Source organism: Bradyrhizobium sp. CCBAU 45384, assembly GCF_028128665.1.
Taxonomy (GTDB): domain Bacteria; phylum Pseudomonadota; class Alphaproteobacteria; order Rhizobiales; family Xanthobacteraceae; genus Bradyrhizobium; species Bradyrhizobium manausense.
Genome location: NZ_LBIZ01000119.1, coordinates 69,746 through 86,156, shown reverse-complemented (window position 1 = coordinate 86,156; position 16,411 = coordinate 69,746). Strand labels below are relative to the sequence as shown.

General features: G+C 64.1%; 16 protein-coding genes and 1 pseudogene. 10 read left to right on the top strand and 7 right to left on the bottom strand.

The features are described from left to right. Positions 1 to 4: 4 nt before the first annotated feature. Positions 5 to 328 carry a DMT family transporter gene (locus XH80_RS36920; RefSeq protein WP_271602871.1) on the top strand — a complete coding sequence of 108 codons (324 nt, stop codon included), beginning with the start codon at positions 5 to 7 and terminating at the stop codon, positions 326 to 328. Here XH80_RS36920 and XH80_RS36915 read toward each other — a convergent pair. From XH80_RS36915 to XH80_RS36905, 3 genes are all read right to left on the bottom strand, one after another. Then, complete coding sequence (locus XH80_RS36915; RefSeq protein WP_271602870.1) at positions 325 to 837, bottom strand: DUF1697 domain-containing protein; 513 nt, start codon at positions 835 to 837, stop codon at positions 325 to 327. The genes XH80_RS36920 and XH80_RS36915 overlap by 4 nt on opposite strands. A gap of 63 nt (positions 838 to 900) precedes the next feature. Further along, positions 901 to 1,548, bottom strand: coding sequence for an alpha/beta hydrolase (locus XH80_RS36910; protein ID WP_008143006.1), 648 nt, complete (start codon positions 1,546 to 1,548; stop codon positions 901 to 903). A 353-nt stretch (positions 1,549 to 1,901) separates the two neighbouring features. Further along, positions 1,902 to 2,852, bottom strand: a complete 951-nt coding sequence (locus XH80_RS36905) for a LytTR family DNA-binding domain-containing protein (RefSeq protein ID WP_271602869.1) — start codon at positions 2,850 to 2,852, stop codon at positions 1,902 to 1,904. 44 nt (positions 2,853 to 2,896) lie between these two features. On the opposite strand from XH80_RS36905, the gene XH80_RS36900 reads away from it, so the two are divergent. The 9 genes and pseudogenes from XH80_RS36900 to XH80_RS36860 form a co-directional block, all read left to right on the top strand. Continuing rightward, entirely contained in the window at positions 2,897 to 4,090 is a 1,194-nt protein-coding gene (locus tag XH80_RS36900; protein ID WP_271602868.1) for an acyltransferase family protein, read from the top strand. Between the two features lie 51 nt (positions 4,091 to 4,141). Further along, positions 4,142 to 5,281, top strand: coding sequence for a cysteine desulfurase family protein (locus XH80_RS36895; protein WP_271602867.1), 1,140 nt, complete (start codon positions 4,142 to 4,144; stop codon positions 5,279 to 5,281). Between the two features lie 113 nt (positions 5,282 to 5,394). Beyond that, complete coding sequence (sufB, locus tag XH80_RS36890; protein ID WP_271602866.1) at positions 5,395 to 6,891, top strand: Fe-S cluster assembly protein SufB; 1,497 nt, start codon at positions 5,395 to 5,397, stop codon at positions 6,889 to 6,891. 61 nt (positions 6,892 to 6,952) lie between these two features. Then, positions 6,953 to 7,705: a Fe-S cluster assembly ATPase SufC gene (gene sufC / locus XH80_RS36885; RefSeq protein ID WP_128952026.1), complete on the top strand. Its 753-nt coding sequence runs from the start codon at positions 6,953 to 6,955 to the stop codon at positions 7,703 to 7,705. An 11-nt stretch (positions 7,706 to 7,716) separates the two neighbouring features. Then, positions 7,717 to 9,039: a Fe-S cluster assembly protein SufD gene (gene sufD / locus XH80_RS36880; protein WP_271602865.1), complete on the top strand. Its 1,323-nt coding sequence runs from the start codon at positions 7,717 to 7,719 to the stop codon at positions 9,037 to 9,039. Next, a complete protein-coding gene (locus XH80_RS36875; RefSeq protein ID WP_271602864.1) occupies positions 9,036 to 10,283 on the top strand; it encodes a cysteine desulfurase in 1,248 nt (415 codons plus the stop codon). Before sufD ends, XH80_RS36875 begins: the two co-directional genes overlap by 4 nt. Continuing rightward, complete coding sequence (locus XH80_RS36870; protein ID WP_220005952.1) at positions 10,280 to 10,651, top strand: SUF system Fe-S cluster assembly protein; 372 nt, start codon at positions 10,280 to 10,282, stop codon at positions 10,649 to 10,651. Before XH80_RS36875 ends, XH80_RS36870 begins: the two co-directional genes overlap by 4 nt. Positions 10,652 to 10,701: 50 nt before the next feature. Further along, positions 10,702 to 11,100 carry a HesB/IscA family protein gene (locus XH80_RS36865; RefSeq protein ID WP_083514086.1) on the top strand — a complete coding sequence of 133 codons (399 nt, stop codon included), beginning with the start codon at positions 10,702 to 10,704 and terminating at the stop codon, positions 11,098 to 11,100. Between the two features lie 138 nt (positions 11,101 to 11,238). Then, positions 11,239 to 11,695: pseudogene (locus XH80_RS36860) on the top strand (TfoX/Sxy family protein); the annotation flags it as partial. A 59-nt stretch (positions 11,696 to 11,754) separates the two neighbouring features. Here XH80_RS36860 and fabA read toward each other — a convergent pair. From fabA to XH80_RS36840, 4 genes are all read right to left on the bottom strand, one after another. Further along, positions 11,755 to 12,285 carry a bifunctional 3-hydroxydecanoyl-ACP dehydratase/trans-2-decenoyl-ACP isomerase gene (gene fabA / locus XH80_RS36855; protein WP_271602862.1) on the bottom strand — a complete coding sequence of 177 codons (531 nt, stop codon included), beginning with the start codon at positions 12,283 to 12,285 and terminating at the stop codon, positions 11,755 to 11,757. Positions 12,286 to 12,380: 95 nt separating this feature from the next. Then, on the bottom strand, positions 12,381 to 13,448 hold the full coding sequence (locus XH80_RS36850) for a GGDEF domain-containing protein (protein WP_271602861.1): 1,068 nt from the start codon (positions 13,446 to 13,448) through the stop codon (positions 12,381 to 12,383). A 129-nt stretch (positions 13,449 to 13,577) separates the two neighbouring features. Next, positions 13,578 to 15,080 carry a DEAD/DEAH box helicase gene (locus tag XH80_RS36845; RefSeq protein WP_271602860.1) on the bottom strand — a complete coding sequence of 501 codons (1,503 nt, stop codon included), beginning with the start codon at positions 15,078 to 15,080 and terminating at the stop codon, positions 13,578 to 13,580. 217 nt (positions 15,081 to 15,297) lie between these two features. Then, positions 15,298 to 16,323: a helix-turn-helix transcriptional regulator gene (locus tag XH80_RS36840; protein ID WP_271602859.1), complete on the bottom strand. Its 1,026-nt coding sequence runs from the start codon at positions 16,321 to 16,323 to the stop codon at positions 15,298 to 15,300. Positions 16,324 to 16,411: the final 88 nt, after the last annotated feature.

Below are 16,411 nucleotides of genomic sequence, written 5' to 3'. Positions count from 1 at the left end.
GCACATGTCGCAATCGCTGGCCTGGCTGATGCTGGTGATCGCTGGCGCGCTCGATGTCGGCTGGGCGATCTCGATGAAGTACGCGGAAGGCTACACGCGCGTGGGCTGGAGCCTTGCTTCGCTCGTGCTGCTTGCGGCTTTTGTCTTTCTGCTCGGACGTGCCTTGAAGGTGCTCGAGGTCGGCGTCGCCTATTCGGTGTGGACCGGGATCGGCGCCGCCGGCACGTTCCTGATGGGTGTGGTGCTGTTCGGCGAGGCGCTCAGCGCGATGAAGCTTGTCGGTATCGTGCTGTTCCTGACGGGGATTGCCGCGCTGAAGCTGGCCTAGAGCTCCGCGGCCATCTTCGCTAGCGTTGCGACGGTGTTCATGTTGCGCGCGGTGCCGGCCTTGGCGGCGGGGATCACGAGTTTTGACGTCCCCATGCCGGCGCCGTAATGCACGTAGATCTCGCGGCCGCCAAGCCTGACCTCTTCGTCCTTCTGACTGCGAATGCCGGCGAGCGTGTCGGCGGGCGGCGCCTTGTCGAGGAAGATCGCGACTGTGCGGTTCGGCGCCATCTTTGGAAAGGGATTATTGGCCAGGACGTCTGCCATCTCGGCAGCGCTGCGCACGAGCACGCCGACCGGCGCGCCGGCGTAAGCGTGCAGACGCTTTTCCAGCGCGGCCTTGATGGCGGATTCCGATTTACGGCTGGTGAAGACCACGTTGCCGCTGGCGATGTAGGTGCGCACGGCGCCAAAGCCGAGCTCTTCGCACATCGCCTTGAGCTCGGTCATCGGCAGCTTGCCGGTGCCTCCGACATTGACCGCGCGCAGCAGGGCTACAAACGCGGTCATGTCAGAGCATGATCCGGAAAAGTGTGAAGCGGTTTTCCGAATAGATCATGCTCAACAAGAGTCTTACCGCACGTTGGCGAGGCGCATGTCGAGATAGGCCGTGATGGTTTCCATCAGCGGCTCGAGCTTGGCGTCGAAGAAGTGGTTGGCACCGGGAATGACCTGCTGGTCGATCACGATGCCCTTCTGCGTCTTCAGTTTCTCGACCAGCGTGTTGACGTCCTTCGGCGGCACCACGGCGTCCTTCTCGCCATGCACGATCAGCCCCGATGAGGGGCAGGGCGCGAGGAACGAGAAGTCGTAGAGATTGGCCGGCGGCGCGATCGAGATGAAGCCCTCGACCTCGGGACGGCGCATCAGCAGTTGCATGCCGATCCAGGCGCCGAAGGAGAAGCCCGCGACCCAGCAGGCGCGCGCCTCAGGATTGATGGTCTGCGCCCAGTCGAGCGCTGCCGCCGCATCCGACAATTCGCCGGTGCCATGGTCGAACGAGCCCTGGCTGCGGCCGACGCCGCGAAAGTTGAAGCGGAGCACCGAGAAGCCGCGATGCGCAAAGGCGTAGTAGCACTGGTACACGATCTGATGGTTCATCGTGCCGTGAAACTGCGGATGCGGATGCAGGATCATCGCGATCGGCGCGTTCTTCTGCTTGGCCGGGTGATAGCGGCCTTCGAGACGGCCAGCGGGGCCGGCAAAAATGACTTCGGGCATTGATGATCTCTGGATTGACTTGCTGGAAAGCGGGTCCTTGGCAATCAACCGATTGTGGCCTCATCGGCGGATGCCGACGAAAGCGCGAATGGAAGGACGAGAAGGCCGTGCGCCTTGCGGTGATGCGCAGATGGCGCGCGGTGACTTGACGGTGCGCGTTCTAACATAGGCAGCGGGGCAAAAAGCAAGCATCTTCGACATCTGCCAATCTGCTCAAGACCTTAGCGGGTCATGGCAATGCGACGTCCGGCATGGTCGGGATCGAGCAGGCAGATTGCGGAGGTTGGCATTGAGGCGGCAAGCATTTGGAATCACGATCGTTTTATCGGCTGCCGGCCGATCCGAGCGGCGATTCACACGGGCGCGGCACGGCTTCCGAGTGCGGCGACGGCGGGCCGGTAGCGGCGGCTGCCGCCAAGCGTCCTGCCGTTGTCGAAGGTGAGTTCGAAATCCCCCGACGGCTTGAAGTCCACGCCGCTGACGCGGTCGAGATTGGCAAGCCGGGTGCGGTGAACGCGCACGATGGCGAAACGGGCCAGCTCGCTTTCTGTCGCGGCAAGGGTCCCCCGGATCAGGTGCTGGGTGCCGTTGGCAAGGCTGTATTCGATGTAATTGCCGGCGGAGGCCACCCACAGGATGTCGCGCGGCGCGACTCGAATCCGGCTGGTACCGTCCCGCAGCCAGATCAGGTTCGACGACGGTTGCTCCAGCGAAGCGGCCGGATTGGACTGGGGTTCCTGCGCGGCCTTGCGCAGTTCGCGGCGGCTTTCGAACAGCCAGAGCGTTGCCCCAATCAGCAATGCTGTCACAGCATCCTTGCGGAACTCGTAGAGGACGAACGCCGGCGAGAAATGGAACTCGTAAGCGCCGCCCGCGAGCCAGAGCAGGAACTTCCGCAAGCCCACCATGCCGGCGACGTGGAGCGCCGAGAAGCCGAGCAAGGCGACTGCCGCGATTCCGATCCGCGCCGCGATGCTCGTTGTCCGGCGCATGCGCCGGACCGACAGCATCAGAATCGGCACCAGGGCCAAGATGACGACGATGCTCGTCATCTCCCAGAACAGGCGCCGGCCGATATCGGCGCTGTCGCCGCGCCAAGCCGCGTCCTGTGCGCCGGAGAGCGCATTGACGATTCCGACGATGAGCGCGATGGCGGCGATCGCAGCGAACGTCGCCCAGTCGCCGCTGATCCCGGCGCGCCAACCGCTCGTCCCTGAGGACGACGCTTCGTCCCCTCGCGTTCGGTTCTGATCCCAAACCGCCTCGACGCGCTCCGCTTCCGGCGCATTTTGGCCGTCAGCCATGGCCCCAAACCCACTGATATCGAGAGCCTAGGGAGCAGAGATCCATGTCAACATCACAGCAGGCATCAGGTTCGGAACGACGCATCGATCTGGACTGGGTACGGATTTTAGCCTTTGGGCTGTTGATCTTCTACCATGTCGGCATGCTCTACGTGTCCTGGGGATTTCACATCAAGAGCGAGCACCGGCTGACCTTTCTCGAGCCGGCCATGCTGGTCCTCAATCCCTGGCGGCTGTCGCTCTTGTTCCTCGTCTCCGGGGTCGCCAGCCGCTTTATGCTGAGCAAGGTCAGGCTCGCGGCGTTCGCCCGGGCCCGGTCGGTGCGGCTCTTGATCCCGCTGATCTTTGGCATGGTCGTGATCGTGCCGCCGCAGTCGTATCTCCAGATCGCCGAGAGCTTCGGTTACCCCGAGGGGTTCGCCGACTACTACCTCCATCACTATCTGGCGTTCAGCGCGCAGTTCTGTCCGAACCCCTGCATCGTGCAGCCGACCTGGAACCACCTCTGGTTCGTGGTCTATCTCTGGGTCTACACCATGTCCCTGGCTGGCGTGCTGGCGCTGTGGCCGGCGGCCGCCGATTGGATCGGCCAGAGGCTCGCGGCCCTGCTCGCCGGGCCATGGTTGCTGGTGCTGCCGTGCCTGCTGTTCGCGGCCTGGCGGCTGTTCCTGTCGCCGATTTTCCCCTCGACGCATGCCCTGTTCGGCGACTGGTACAACCACGCCGACCATGCGACCGCGTTCTTGATCGGCTTCCTGCTCGCACGCGAGGGCGGCATCTGGCGCGACATCGAGCGGCAACGATGGGTGGCGCTGTCGCTAGCAGCCGTTTGCTTCACCGTCTTTGTTCTCGCTTACGCCGGCTTGTTCCCGCGCTCGCCGATGCTCCAGTGGATCGCCGGTTCGGCCTATGGCAGCTACCAATGGATCGCGATGATCGCCGTGCTCGGCTTTGCGCGCCGCCATTTGACCGCTGATGGCCCGGTGCGCCGCTACCTGACCGATGCGATTTTTCCCTATTACATCGTCCATCAAACCGCGATCATCATGATCGCACACGCGCTGCGAGGCAGCCGGCTGTCTGCGGCAAGCGAGGCCGCCATCGTGATAGCAGGCACGGCGCTCGCCTGTGCGGCGAGCTACGAGTTCGCGCGGCGCATCGGCTGGCTGCGTCCGTTGTTCGGTCTGCGGATGGAGCCGCGTTCCGTCGCCGGGATCGCGCGACAGCAGCCGGCCTGATGTGCGGCAGCGCCCGATTGGCGAGCGGACAAAAGGTGCTAAGAGGGCGCCATGCCGAGCCGTGTCTATCTCGACTGGAATGCGACCACACCGCTGCGCACCGAAGCGCGCGCAGCGATGCTGGCCGCCTATGAGCTGATCGGCAATCCGTCCTCGGTCCATGCCGAGGGGCGGGAAGCGCGGCGGCTGGTCGAGGAGGCGCGAGCCGCGCTGGCGACGGCGGTGGGCGCGCTGCCGCGGAATGTGATCTTTACGTCGGCTGGAACCGAGGCCAATGCTCTGGCGCTGTCGCCCGGCCTACGCGGCCGATCGGGCGAGCCGGTGCGGCGGCTTCTGATCTCTGCCGTCGAGCATGCCTCAGTGCTGGCGGGCGGCCGGTTTCCGGCTGAGAGCGTCGGCCAGATCAGGGTCACGCGATCCGGCGTCGTTGATCTCGATCACCTCCGAGAATTGCTGAATGTTGGCCCCCCAGCGCTCGTCTCGATCATGGCGGCCAACAACGAGACTGGTGCGCTTCAGCCGGTGGCCGAGGCGGCAGGGCTGGTCCACGAGGCCGGCGGTCTTCTGCATGTCGATGCGATCCAGGCGCTGGGCAAAATTGCATTCAATCTTAACGCGGTAGGCGCCGACCTTGCGGCCTTTTCTGCGCACAAGATCGGCGGGCCCAAGGGCGTCGGTGCCCTGGTCGTGGCCGAGGGGCTTGCCGGATTGGAACCGGTCCTGCGCGGCGGCGGGCAGGAGCTCGGCCGGCGGGCTGGAACCGAGAATGTCGCGGGGATCGCGGGCTTCGGCGCGGCGGTGAAAGCCGTCCTTCAGGCTCTGCCTGAGGATGGGGAGCGGATGGCAAGCCTCAGAGATCGCTTGGGAAATGGTCTTCACGAAATTGCCGGAGCGACGGTCTTCGCCGAAGATGTGAAGAGGTTGCCCAATACCGTCTTGTTCACTGCGCCCGGGCTGAAGGCCGAGACCGCCGTCATCGGCTTTGACCTCGAGGGCATTGCCGTATCCTCGGGTTCCGCCTGTTCCTCGGGAAAGGTCCAGCCGTCCCATGTACTTTCGGCGATGGGGTATGATGCCACCGTGGCCCAGGGAGCGGTGCGCCTTAGTCTGGGCTGGTCCACGGGACCTGAGGACATCAATAGGGCGTTAGAGGCTTGGCGAAAGCTCGGTAATACCCTACTTAGAGGCTAAGCGACGAAACACGGCTTGAACCGTTCTAAGCCCGTGCTTTCCGCACAGAAACATCGTAATAGTCGTTCGAGTTTGATCCACCGTGGTCCTTGAAACCACGAGCGGAGGATGGAATGCCAGCCGTTCAAGAGACGGTCGAGCGCGTCAAGCGCATCGACGTCGACCAGTATCGTTATGGGTTTGAGACCCTGATCGAGTCCGAGAAGGCCCCCAAGGGGCTGTCGGAAGAGATCGTCAAGTTCATCTCTCAGAAGAAGAATGAACCCGCCTGGATGCTGCAGTGGCGGCTGGAGGCCTATCGCCGTTGGCTGACCATGCAGGAGCCGACCTGGGCCCGCGTCGATTACCCGAAGATCGACTTCCAGGACCTCTATTATTACGCGGCGCCGAAGCCGAAGAAGACGGTGACCTCGCTCGACGAGATCGACCCGGAGATTCTGAAGACCTACGAGAAGCTCGGCATCCCGTTGCGGGAAGTCGCCATGCTGGAAGGCGTCGAGCCCAAGGTGGGCGAGGAAGATCCGGCCAGGCGCAAGATCGCGGTCGATGCGGTGTTCGATTCGGTCTCGGTTGCGACCACGTTCAAGGCGGAGCTGAAGAAGGCCGGCGTGATCTTCATGCCGATCTCGGAAGCGATCCGCGAGCATCCTGAACTGGTGCAGAAATATCTGGGCTCGGTGGTGCCGACCTCGGACAATTTCTACGCGACGCTGAACTCGGCGGTGTTCTCCGACGGCTCGTTCGTCTACGTGCCGCCGGGCGTGCGCTGCCCGATGGAGCTGTCGACCTATTTCCGCATCAACGAGCGCAACACCGGCCAGTTCGAGCGCACGCTGATCATCGCCGACAAGGGTTCCTACGTCTCCTATCTCGAAGGCTGCACCGCGCCGCAGCGCGACGAGAACCAGCTGCACGCCGCCGTGGTCGAGCTCGTCGCGCTCGATGACGCCGAGATCAAGTACTCGACGGTGCAGAACTGGTACCCCGGCAATTCGGAAGGCAAGGGCGGCATCTACAATTTCGTCACCAAGCGTGGCGACTGCCGCGGCGCCAATTCCAAGATCTCCTGGACCCAGGTCGAAACGGGATCTGCGATCACCTGGAAATATCCGAGCTGCATCCTGCGCGGCGATAATTCGCGCGGCGAATTCTACTCGATCGCGATCTCGAACGGCTTCCAGCAGGTCGATAGCGGCACCAAGATGATCCATCTCGGCAAGAACACGTCGAGCCGGATCATCTCCAAGGGCATCGCCGCGGGCAAATCGCAGAACACCTATCGCGGTCTCGTCACCGCGCACCGGAAAGCCTCCGGCGCGCGCAACTTCACCGCCTGCGATTCGCTGCTGATCGGCGACAAATGCGGCGCGCACACCGTGCCGTACATCGAAGCGAAGAACTCCTCGGCGACGTTCGAGCACGAGGCGACGACCTCGAAGATCTCCGAGGACGTGCTGTTCTACTGCATCCAGCGCGGCCTCAGCCAGGAAGAGGCGGTCGGCCTCGTCGTCAACGGCTTCGTCAAGGACGTGCTGCAGCAACTGCCGATGGAGTTCGCGGTGGAAGCGCAGAAGCTGATCTCGATCTCGCTCGAAGGGTCAGTCGGCTGATTGCCGACCCCAGCGGTGCGCTCACGCGCTCCAACATGAATTGAATAAACTGGACACCAAAATGGCTTTGCTTGAAGTGAAAGACCTCAAGGTTCGTGTCGAGGAGCGCGAGATCCTCCATGGGCTGACGCTGACCGTGAACGAGGGCGAGGTGCACGCGATTATGGGGCCGAACGGCTCCGGCAAATCGACGCTCTCGCACGTCATCGCCGGCAAGCCCGGCTACGAGGTCACCGACGGCCAGATTCTTTTCAAGGGCGAGGACCTCTTGGAGATGTCACCCGACGAGCGCGCCGCCAAGGGCGTGTTCCTGGCGTTCCAGTATCCGGTCGAGATTCCCGGCGTCGCCACCATGACCTTCCTGCGCACCGCGCTGAACGCGCAGCGCAAGGCCCGCGGCGAGAGCGAGTATTCGACGCCGGACTTCCTGAAGAAAGTCCGTGAAGTCTCGAAGTCGCTGAATATCCCGCAGGACATGCTCAAACGCGGCGTCAATGTCGGCTTCTCCGGCGGCGAGAAGAAGCGCAACGAGGTGCTGCAGATGGCGCTGTTCGAGCCGAGCCTGTGCATCCTCGACGAGATGGATTCCGGTCTCGACATCGACGCGCTGCGCATCGCGGCCGACGGCGTCAACGCGCTGCGTTCGCCGAAGCGCGCGATGGTCGTCATCACCCACTATCAGCGGCTGCTCAACTACATCGTGCCCGACGTGGTGCACGTGATGTCGAGGGGCCGTGTCGTGAAGAGCGGCGGCAAGGATCTGGCACTGGAGCTCGAAGCATCCGGCTACGCCCAGTTCGAGGATGCCGCGTAAGGAATTTTGCGATGAACGTTGCTGTGGCAAAGACCGGGAACGGCCGCGCGGTGAGCGATCTCTTCGCCAGCGCCGAAGGCCGCTTGCCGGGTTCGCCTGGTGTGGCAGCACTGCGCCGCGAGGCGTTCGAGACCTATGAGCGTCTCGGCCTGCCGCACCGCCGGATCGAGGAATGGAAATACACCGATTTGCGCGCACTGGTCGGCGAGGTGCTGCCGCTCGCAGCCGCGCCCGATGCCGCCGCGCTGAAGCGCGCCGCGGAGGCGGTGAAGGCGCATGCGATTGCGGGCGCCCGCAAGCTGGTGCTGGTCGACGGCGTGTTCGCGGCCGACCTGTCGGACGTCAAGGCACTTGCGTCCGAGGTCAGCGTCAAGACGCTGCGTGAGGTTCTCGCGAATGAGGCCAACCCTGCCGCCGGCGATCTCCTCCGGACCGCCTCGACCGATGCGGTCATCTCGCTCAATGCGGCCCTGGCGACGGACGGCGTCGTGGTTTCGGTGGCCGACGGCACTCATTTGTCGGCGCCGATCCAGCTTATCCATATCGCGACGGCGGCCGGCGCGTCCGCGTTCACCCGCTCGCATCTGCGAATTGGCAAAGGCGTGCGTGCTACTCTCGTAGAGACCTTCGTCGCGGCCGGGAAGGCGAGCGGCTACCAGGTCAACGACGCGGTGATCCTCTGGATCGGTGACGATGCCGACGTCGCGCATATCCGCCTGATGGACGACGCGCCTGATGCGGTGAACGTCTCCTCGCACTTCGTCACCGTCGGCGCCGCCGTGAAGTTCAACTTCTTCAACATGACGACCGGCGCTGCGGTCAGCCGCTTGCAGGGCTTCATCACGCTCTCAGGCGAGGGCAGCGAGCTCTCGGCCAATGGCGTCAACCTGCTGCAGAAAACCGAGCACGGCGACACCACGCTGGTGGTCGACCATGCCGTGCCGAACTGCGTCAGCCGGGAAACCTTCCGCGCCGTGATCGACGACCGCGCTCATTCGGTGTTCCAGGGCCGCATCATCGTCCGTCCCGACGCGCAGAAGACCGACGGCAAGATGATGACCCGGGCGCTCCTGCTCTCGGACGAAGCCGAGGCCGACAACAAGCCCGAGCTGGAAATCTTTGCCGACGACGTCTCCTGCGGCCACGGCGCCACCGCCGGCGCGCTGGACGACAGCCTCTTGTTCTACCTGAAGGCCCGCGGCCTGCCGGAGAAGCAGGCCCAGGCGCTGCTGATCCAGGCGTTTGTGGGCGAGGCGATCGAGCAGATCGCTGATGATGTCTTGCGCGAGCACGTGATCGGCATTGCCGAGCGCTGGCTGGAGCGGCGGTCATGACGACGCATCCCGCAGTCAAGAACGGCGCCTATGACGTGGCGCGCGTGCGCCAGGATTTTCCGGCGCTCGCCATGCAGGTCTACGGCAAGAAGCTGGTCTATCTCGACAACGCGGCGTCCGCGCAGAAGCCGAGCGCCGTGCTCGACCGCATGACGCAGGCCTATACGAGCGAATATGCCAACGTGCATCGCGGGCTGCATTACCTCGCCAACGCGGCGACGGAAGCCTATGAGGGCGGCCGCACCAAGGTTGCGCAGTTCATCAACGCGCCCCGCACTGAAGAGGTGATCTTCACCCGCAATGCCACAGAGGCGATCAATCTCGTCGCATCGTCCTGGGGCGGGCCGAACATCGGAGAAGGCGACGAGATCGTCATCTCGATCATGGAGCACCACTCCAACATCGTTCCCTGGCACTTCCTCAGGGAACGCCAGGGTGCGGTGATCAAGTGGGCGCCCGTTGACGACGAGGGCAATTTCCTCATCGACGAGTTCGAGAAGCTGCTGGGCCCGAAGACCAAGCTGGTCGCGATCACGCAGATGTCGAACGCGCTCGGCACCATCGTGCCGGTCAAGAACGTCGTGAAGATCGCGCACGGCCGCGGCATTCCGGTGCTGGTCGACGGCAGCCAGGGCGCGGTGCATCTGCCGGTCGACGTCCAGGACATCGGCTGCGACTTCTACGTCTTCACCGGCCACAAGGTTTATGGTCCCACCGGCATCGGCGTGCTCTGGGCCAAGTACGACCATCTCGTCGCGATGCGTCCCTTCAACGGCGGCGGCGAGATGATCCGCGAGGTCTCGCGCGAGATCGTCACCTATGGCGATCCCCCGCACAAGTTCGAGGCGGGAACGCCGGCGATCGTCGAGGCCGTCGGCCTTGGCGCTGCGATCGACTACGTCAATTCGATCGGCAAGGAGCGCATCGCCGCGTACGAGGCCGACCTCACGGCCTACGCCCAGGAGCGCCTGCGCGAGATCAACTCGCTGCGGCTGATCGGCACGGCGAGGGGCAAGGGCCCGGTGATCTCCTTCGAGCTCAAGGGCGCGCACGCCCATGACGTCGCCACCGTGATCGACCGCCAGGGCATCGCGGTGCGCGCCGGCACCCATTGCGTCATGCCGCTTTTAGAGCGGTTCAACGTCACGGCCACCTGCCGGGCCTCGTTCGGCATGTATAATACGCGGGAAGAAGTCGATCATCTGGCACAGGCGCTGCTCAAAGCGCGGGATTTGTTCGCATGAGTGACACGGCCGAAATCAAAGCTAGTCCGATGGAGACGCATTCGGCGTTGCCGCCGGAGGAGACCGAGCGTCTGACCCGCGAGATCATTGCCGGGCTCAAGACCGTGTTCGACCCGGAAATTCCCGCCGACATCTATGAGCTCGGCCTGATCTACAAGGTCGAGATCAAGGATGACCGTTCCGTCGACGTGCAGATGACGCTGACAACGCCGAACTGCCCGGCCGCAGGCGAGCTGCCGACCATGGTTGAGAACGCGGTCGCCAGCGTGCCCGGCGTCGGCGTGGTCAACGTCAAGGTGGTCTGGGAGCCGGCCTGGACGCCGGAACGCATGAGCGACGAGGCCCGCCTCGTGCTCAACATGTGGTGACGGTCTCAACGCGCATTGAATTTCGTTCTGCAACGGACCACATAAACAACATGACCCAGGCAACTCCAGCTTCGACACCAAAGCCCCGGCGCCCGCGCCCGCAGGTGATGCGGCTGACGGACGCTGCTGCCCAGCGCATCAGCGAGCTGACCCAGCGCGCCGATTCCGAGATCGTGGGTTTGCGCGTTGGCGTGAAGAACGGGGGCTGCGCCGGCCAGTCCTACACGGTCGAATACGCCCACGAGATCCGCCCGACCGACGAGGTCGTCGAGGACAAGGGCGTCAAGATCCTGGTCGATCCCAAGGCCGTGCTGTTCCTGCTCGGCACCGAGATGGACTACAAGGCCGACAAGATGCAGGCCCAGTTCGTCTTCAACAACCCCAACCAGATCTCCGCCTGCGGCTGCGGCGAGTCCGTCGAGCTGCGTCCGGCCAAGATCGACGGGTAAGCCTCTTTCGTCATTGTGAGGAGCACTTGCGACGAAGCAATCCAGACTGTCTCTGCGGCGACAGTCTGGATTGCTTCGCTTCGCTCGCAATGACGGCGGTGGTATCAAGGCTGGCTTGCTTGCCTCGGGAAGCCAACCATGGATCGCGAATTTCTGATCGACCTGTTCGCCGATTTCGGCCCTGTCGCCATCCGAAAAATGTTCTCCGGCTACGGCATCTCCGCCGACGGCATCAATTTCGCGCTCGCCTTGCGAGCCGGCCTGTTCTTCCGCGCCGACGAGGTGACCATCCCGGATTTTGAAGCCGAGGGCTCGAAGCCGTTTCAGTATTCGACCCGCGCCAAGACCGTGCTGGTGAACTCCTACTGGGAGCTGCCGGCACGGCTGTTCGACGATTCCGAGGAGCTGGCGCAATGGGCGAGGGCGGCGCTCGCCGCCGCCCAGCGCGCCAAGGTCAAGAAGCGGCCGAGGGGGAAGAGGGCGACGAAGAAGGCGGCAAACAAGCCGACGAAGAAAATCGCGACGAAGAAGAAATCGGCCAGAAAATTAGCCAAGAAGACGGTGCGGTAGGGCGGGCAAAGCGCAGCGTGCCCACGACGCAAGGATGGTGGGCACGGCGCAAAGCGCCTTTGCCCACCCTACGAGACCATTTGCTCAATCGACAGCCCTCGTCAAACCTACCCGCATGTCCTTCGCCACGAACACGCAGGTGCCGTCGGTGATCACGCGCCCATCCGCAATGCCGAGCACCAGCTTGCCGCGGCGGACCATGCGCATGGTGACTTCGTAGCGCACGGATCGCGTCTGCGGCGTGATGGCTCCCGTCACCTCGACTTCGCCGACGCCGATGGCGCGGCCCTTGCCCGGCGAACCCGACCAGCCGAGCCAATAGCCGATCATCTGCCACATGGCGTCGAGCCCGAGAGTGGGCGGCATCATCGCGTCACCGCGATAGTGGCAATCGAAGAACCAGCGCTCAGGCACAATATCGAGCTCGCCGACGATATGGCCCTTGCCGTATTCGCCCCCATCCAGGCTGATCTCGGTGATGCGGTCCATCATCAACATCGGCGGGGCCGGCAATTGCGCATTGCCCGGGCCGAAATAACCGCCTTCGCTCGATCTCAGAAGCTCGTCCTTGGTGTAGGACGGTTGCGGCGTGTGAAAATCACGGGGATTGGGCAAGCGACGGGTCCTCGCGATCACTTACTTTGATGCGGCGAGGAAGATGTTGGTCGTCGGATTGGAATGTCAAGCGGAGCCGGACCTCGCAGCCCGTATCAGGCCACCCGGCCGTGCTGCTCGACCGCAAACTCCGGATCGACTTCGCAGATCACGCGATTGCGGCCGTTGCGTTTGGCCGCATAGAGACAGGCGTCCGCGCGCTCGATCAGCGCGTCGGTGTCGTCGCCCTGCTTCAGCAGGGAGACGCCGACCGAAATGGTCACGCGGCCGAGAATTTCGCCCGTGGACTTCTTCTTCAATTCCTTCGCCATCACGGCGCGGCGGATGTGATCGGCGACGGTGAGAGCCTGGCGCAGCGCCGTGTTGGGCAGCACCACCGCGAATTCCTCGCCGCCATAGCGCGCGGTGATGTCCTGGCCCTTGATGGTCTGCTTCAACGACAGGCCGACCAGCCGGAGCACCTGGTCGCCGGTGAGATGGCCGTAGGAATCGTTGAACGACTTGAAATGATCGATATCGAACAGCAGCAGCGACAGCGGCTCGCCGCTCGCAAGCGCGCTCTGCACCGCCGTGCCGATCATGCGGTCGAAATATTTGCGGTTGCCGAGGCCCGTCAGCGGATCGGTGAGGCTTTCGGCGCGGATTGCCTCCAGGCTCTGCTGGAGATTGCTGATCTCATTCTTCGAGAGCGTCAACCGGTCTTCCAGCGCCTTGTTGGTATCGCGCATCTCGCTGGTCGAGTGCAGCAGCTTTTCGACGATGGTCTTGATCTCCTCGCGGCTCTTGGCCGAGGATAGCTGCGCCGTCGCGTCCGACAGGCTGGCGTCATAGGAGCCAGTCATGCCGAGCGCATCGCCCAACACCTTCACCACGTTGTCGATCTCACCGATGACGCGCGCGCCGACCTTGTCGATACGATCGGTCGTTTTGATGTGGGAGAGGTAGGTGTCGTAGATCTGCTCGAGATCGGCTTCGGACAGCTTGCCGTTGCGGGCCAGCGTCTCGTTGATGATCTTGTTGAGCGGCGCGTTATAGCCGGTCGCGTAGACGTACCAGATCTCGTAATTGCGGGGAATTGCGGCTTGCTTCAGCGATCGGATCTGACCGAGCGCAACCTCGGCGAACGCCATCGTGCGTTCGTGTTCGTCGAGCATTTTGACCACGGAACATACCCCACAGCGGTCGGTGCGCCCATCGACCACGGCAATGCTTAAATTATGTTCGTAGGCTAACGGACGATGATGAACGGTCGGTAAACGTTCGACCGCTCAACTCACGCGTGTATCGCGGGGTCAGGCTCCGGCGGGAGAGCGGACCGGACGCAACAGAAACGCTGGGAGATGCGAGTGATCGCCTGGCTCGGTGTCGGCTTCCCGCTGCCGCCGCGGCTCGGGGCGGCCGATCGACGGTACGTGGGAATTGTTGGCCTGTTGGCGCGAGCCATGGCGCCCCTCGGACGACGGCCTTGCTTCGCGCTGCGGTCGTGCCTCGCGTGCCGGCCGCTCGCCGGCGGGCCGTGCTTCCGCCTGATGTCTGGCCTCGCCGCGCGGCTCGTGGCTGCGCTCACGATCGCGACCGCCGCGCTGCGGCTTGCCGCGTCCGCCGCGGGAACGCTCGCGTCCACGCTCCTCGCGCGGGCGATCACTTTCGCCGCTGTTGGCGTGCACCTCGTAGTCGCCTTCGGCGCGCGGAATGCTCTGGCCGATCAGCTTCTCGATCGCGACCATCGACTTCTGGTCGAGCGGCGTGACGATCGAGATCGCGGTGCCGGTGCGGCCGGCGCGTCCGGTACGGCCGATGCGGTGAACGTAGTCGTCGGCGTGGTGGGGAACGTCGAAATTGAAGACGTGGCTGACCTCGGGAATGTCGAGGCCGCGGGCGGCGACGTCGGAGGCGACGAGGAGGGGAAGCTCGCCCTTGCGGAACTGGTCGAGCGCGGCCATGCGGGCCGGCTGGTCCATGTCGCCATGCAGGGCGCCGACGCTGAAGCCGTGCTTCTGAAGCGATTTGTGGACGATCGCGACCTCGCGCTTGCGATTGCAGAAGATGATCGCGTTCTTGAGATCCTTGGCCTCGCGCAAGAGGCGACGGAGCAGCTCGCGCTTCTCATGCGCCTCGCGACCGGCCGGGACCTGGGACTGCGTGACGGTGACGGCGGTGGTCGCGGGCTTGGAGACTTCAACCTTCTGCGGATTGTGCAGGAAGGCCTCGGTGATGCGCCGGATTTCCGGCGGCATGGTCGCGGTGAAGAACAGGGTCTGCCGCGTGAAGGGGACCAGCTTGCAGATGCGCTCGATATCGGGAATGAAGCCCATGTCCAGCATGCGGTCGGCTTCGTCGATCACGAGCAGCTCGACGCCGGTGAGCAACAGGCCGCCGCGCTCGGTATGGTCGAGCAGCCGGCCCGGTGTGGCGATCAGGACGTCGACGCCGCGCGTCAGCTTGGCATCCTGGTCGCCGAACGAGACGCCGCCGATCAGCAGGGCGACGTTGAGTTTCTGGCCGGCACCGTAGCGGTCGAAGTTTTCCTTCACCTGCGCCGCGAGCTCGCGGGTCGGCTCCAGGATCAGCGTGCGCGGCATGCGGGCACGGGCTCTGCCCTTTTCGAGGATGGTGAGCATCGGCAGCACGAAAGCTGCGGTCTTGCCGGTGCCGGTCTGGGCGATGCCCAGCACGTCCTTGCGTGCGAGGACGTGGGGGATCGCCTGTTCCTGGATGGGGGTGGGGGTGGTGTAACCGGTGGCCGCCACTGCGGCGAGGACTTTTTCGGACAGTCCGAGATTGGAAAAGGACATTGAGCCTCTGGTCGAAACCGCCGTTCGGAATCGAGGGTAAAAAGGCTGTCGCGTTCCACCCCGAAACGGCGCGCTCTCAAAGAAGCTGGGGGTGCTGACTCACGCGAACAAAGCGCCAGGCTCAGGAATCGCTCTTCGATCTGAGCCGCGTCGCCTCGGAACATAGGGCGGAATCGACCAAAGTCAATGGAGCAGGCGCGGGAAGGTCCTAAAAACCCTAAGGTTTTTGCCCAAATAGCGGGCGCGGCTCGGCTTTTCGGCTGCGGCAGCCGACGGGGTGGTTAACGGCCTCCTGTGGCCGGGCGCGGAAATCACCGGGCGCCATGCCATAGGCGGCGTTGAAGACGCGGTAATAGGTTGCCAGGCTCTCGAAACCACAGGCGGCGGCGATGTCGGCGATCAGCCGGTCCGGCGCTTCGCGCATCAGCTGGCGGCTTCTTTTCAGCCGTTCCTCAGTCACGGTCTGCCAGAAGCTGCGCTCGGCAACCTCGAACAGCATATGCAGATGGCGCACCGAGACGCCGAGCAGGTCGGCCACCCGTGAAGGCGCCAGATCCGGGTCCTGCAAATGGCGCGCGATCAGGCGCCGCGCCAGCGACAGGCGGGCGGTCCGGAGCGCCGCCTGTCCGCGCCGGCTGCCCGGCCTGACGATGCCGCGCTCGATCAGTGCCAGATGCCCGAGCGCCTGCACCAGCGGGGCGGCGTCGGCCGAGCCCTCAATCGCGGCCGCCTCGCCGAGATCGGCAAAACAGGCATCGAGCAGGGGCGCCAGCGTGGCATCGTTGAAGGTCTTGGGCGCAAGCTCGCGCATGCGCCTGTCCTGTGTCGCAAGGCCGCTGACGGGGATCTTCAGGATGCGCAGATGAAAGCCTGAAACGCCCAGCGGCCGGGTGCGGTAGGGCAGGTCGGTGTGGCTGGTGGCAAAGCTGCCATTGGCAATGGCGAAATCGCTCGAGCGCATGCCGCCGAACCAGCCGCCGCCGCCAAGCTGCTGGTAGACGCAGATGCTGTCGCTCGGCGCGTTGTTGATGTCGGACGGGCTCCGTTCGACCGCATAGGACGAGGCCTTCAGCTCGACGAGGCCGCCGGGGCCGACCTGGCTCAGCGAGAATTCCCCGTAAAACCCCGTGCGCTGCTCGCGCTCGAGCTCAGCGGTGACTCCGAACAGACCTTTTGCGCGCACCTCGCGCCAATAGTCGAAGCGGTCCTGAGGTTCGACTTCGTCGGTACACCAGCGATACACGGCAGCCCTCACACGCGCGCAATTGCCAAGAAGAAGCAGATTCCAGCAGAATCTGCCATAGGCCAGAGGATGGGACCGCGCCGATGGA

What these genes read in the sequence shown, in the direction of transcription:
- XH80_RS36920 (WP_271602871.1), top strand. Translation starts at nt 5, where the DNA reads ATGTCGCAATCGCTGGCCTGGCTGATGCTGGTGATCGCTGGCGCGCTC.
- XH80_RS36915 (WP_271602870.1), bottom strand. Translation starts at nt 837, where the DNA reads ATGACCGCGTTTGTAGCCCTGCTGCGCGCGGTCAATGTCGGAGGCACC.
- XH80_RS36910 (WP_008143006.1), bottom strand. Translation starts at nt 1,548, where the DNA reads ATGCCCGAAGTCATTTTTGCCGGCCCCGCTGGCCGTCTCGAAGGCCGC.
- XH80_RS36905 (WP_271602869.1), bottom strand. Translation starts at nt 2,852, where the DNA reads ATGGCTGACGGCCAAAATGCGCCGGAAGCGGAGCGCGTCGAGGCGGTT.
- XH80_RS36900 (WP_271602868.1), top strand. Translation starts at nt 2,897, where the DNA reads ATGTCAACATCACAGCAGGCATCAGGTTCGGAACGACGCATCGATCTG.
- XH80_RS36895 (WP_271602867.1), top strand. Translation starts at nt 4,142, where the DNA reads ATGCCGAGCCGTGTCTATCTCGACTGGAATGCGACCACACCGCTGCGC.
- sufB (WP_271602866.1), top strand. Translation starts at nt 5,395, where the DNA reads ATGCCAGCCGTTCAAGAGACGGTCGAGCGCGTCAAGCGCATCGACGTC.
- sufC (WP_128952026.1), top strand. Translation starts at nt 6,953, where the DNA reads ATGGCTTTGCTTGAAGTGAAAGACCTCAAGGTTCGTGTCGAGGAGCGC.
- sufD (WP_271602865.1), top strand. Translation starts at nt 7,717, where the DNA reads ATGAACGTTGCTGTGGCAAAGACCGGGAACGGCCGCGCGGTGAGCGAT.
- XH80_RS36875 (WP_271602864.1), top strand. Translation starts at nt 9,036, where the DNA reads ATGACGACGCATCCCGCAGTCAAGAACGGCGCCTATGACGTGGCGCGC.
- XH80_RS36870 (WP_220005952.1), top strand. Translation starts at nt 10,280, where the DNA reads ATGAGTGACACGGCCGAAATCAAAGCTAGTCCGATGGAGACGCATTCG.
- XH80_RS36865 (WP_083514086.1), top strand. Translation starts at nt 10,702, where the DNA reads ATGACCCAGGCAACTCCAGCTTCGACACCAAAGCCCCGGCGCCCGCGC.
- XH80_RS36845 (WP_271602860.1), bottom strand. Translation starts at nt 15,080, where the DNA reads ATGTCCTTTTCCAATCTCGGACTGTCCGAAAAAGTCCTCGCCGCAGTG.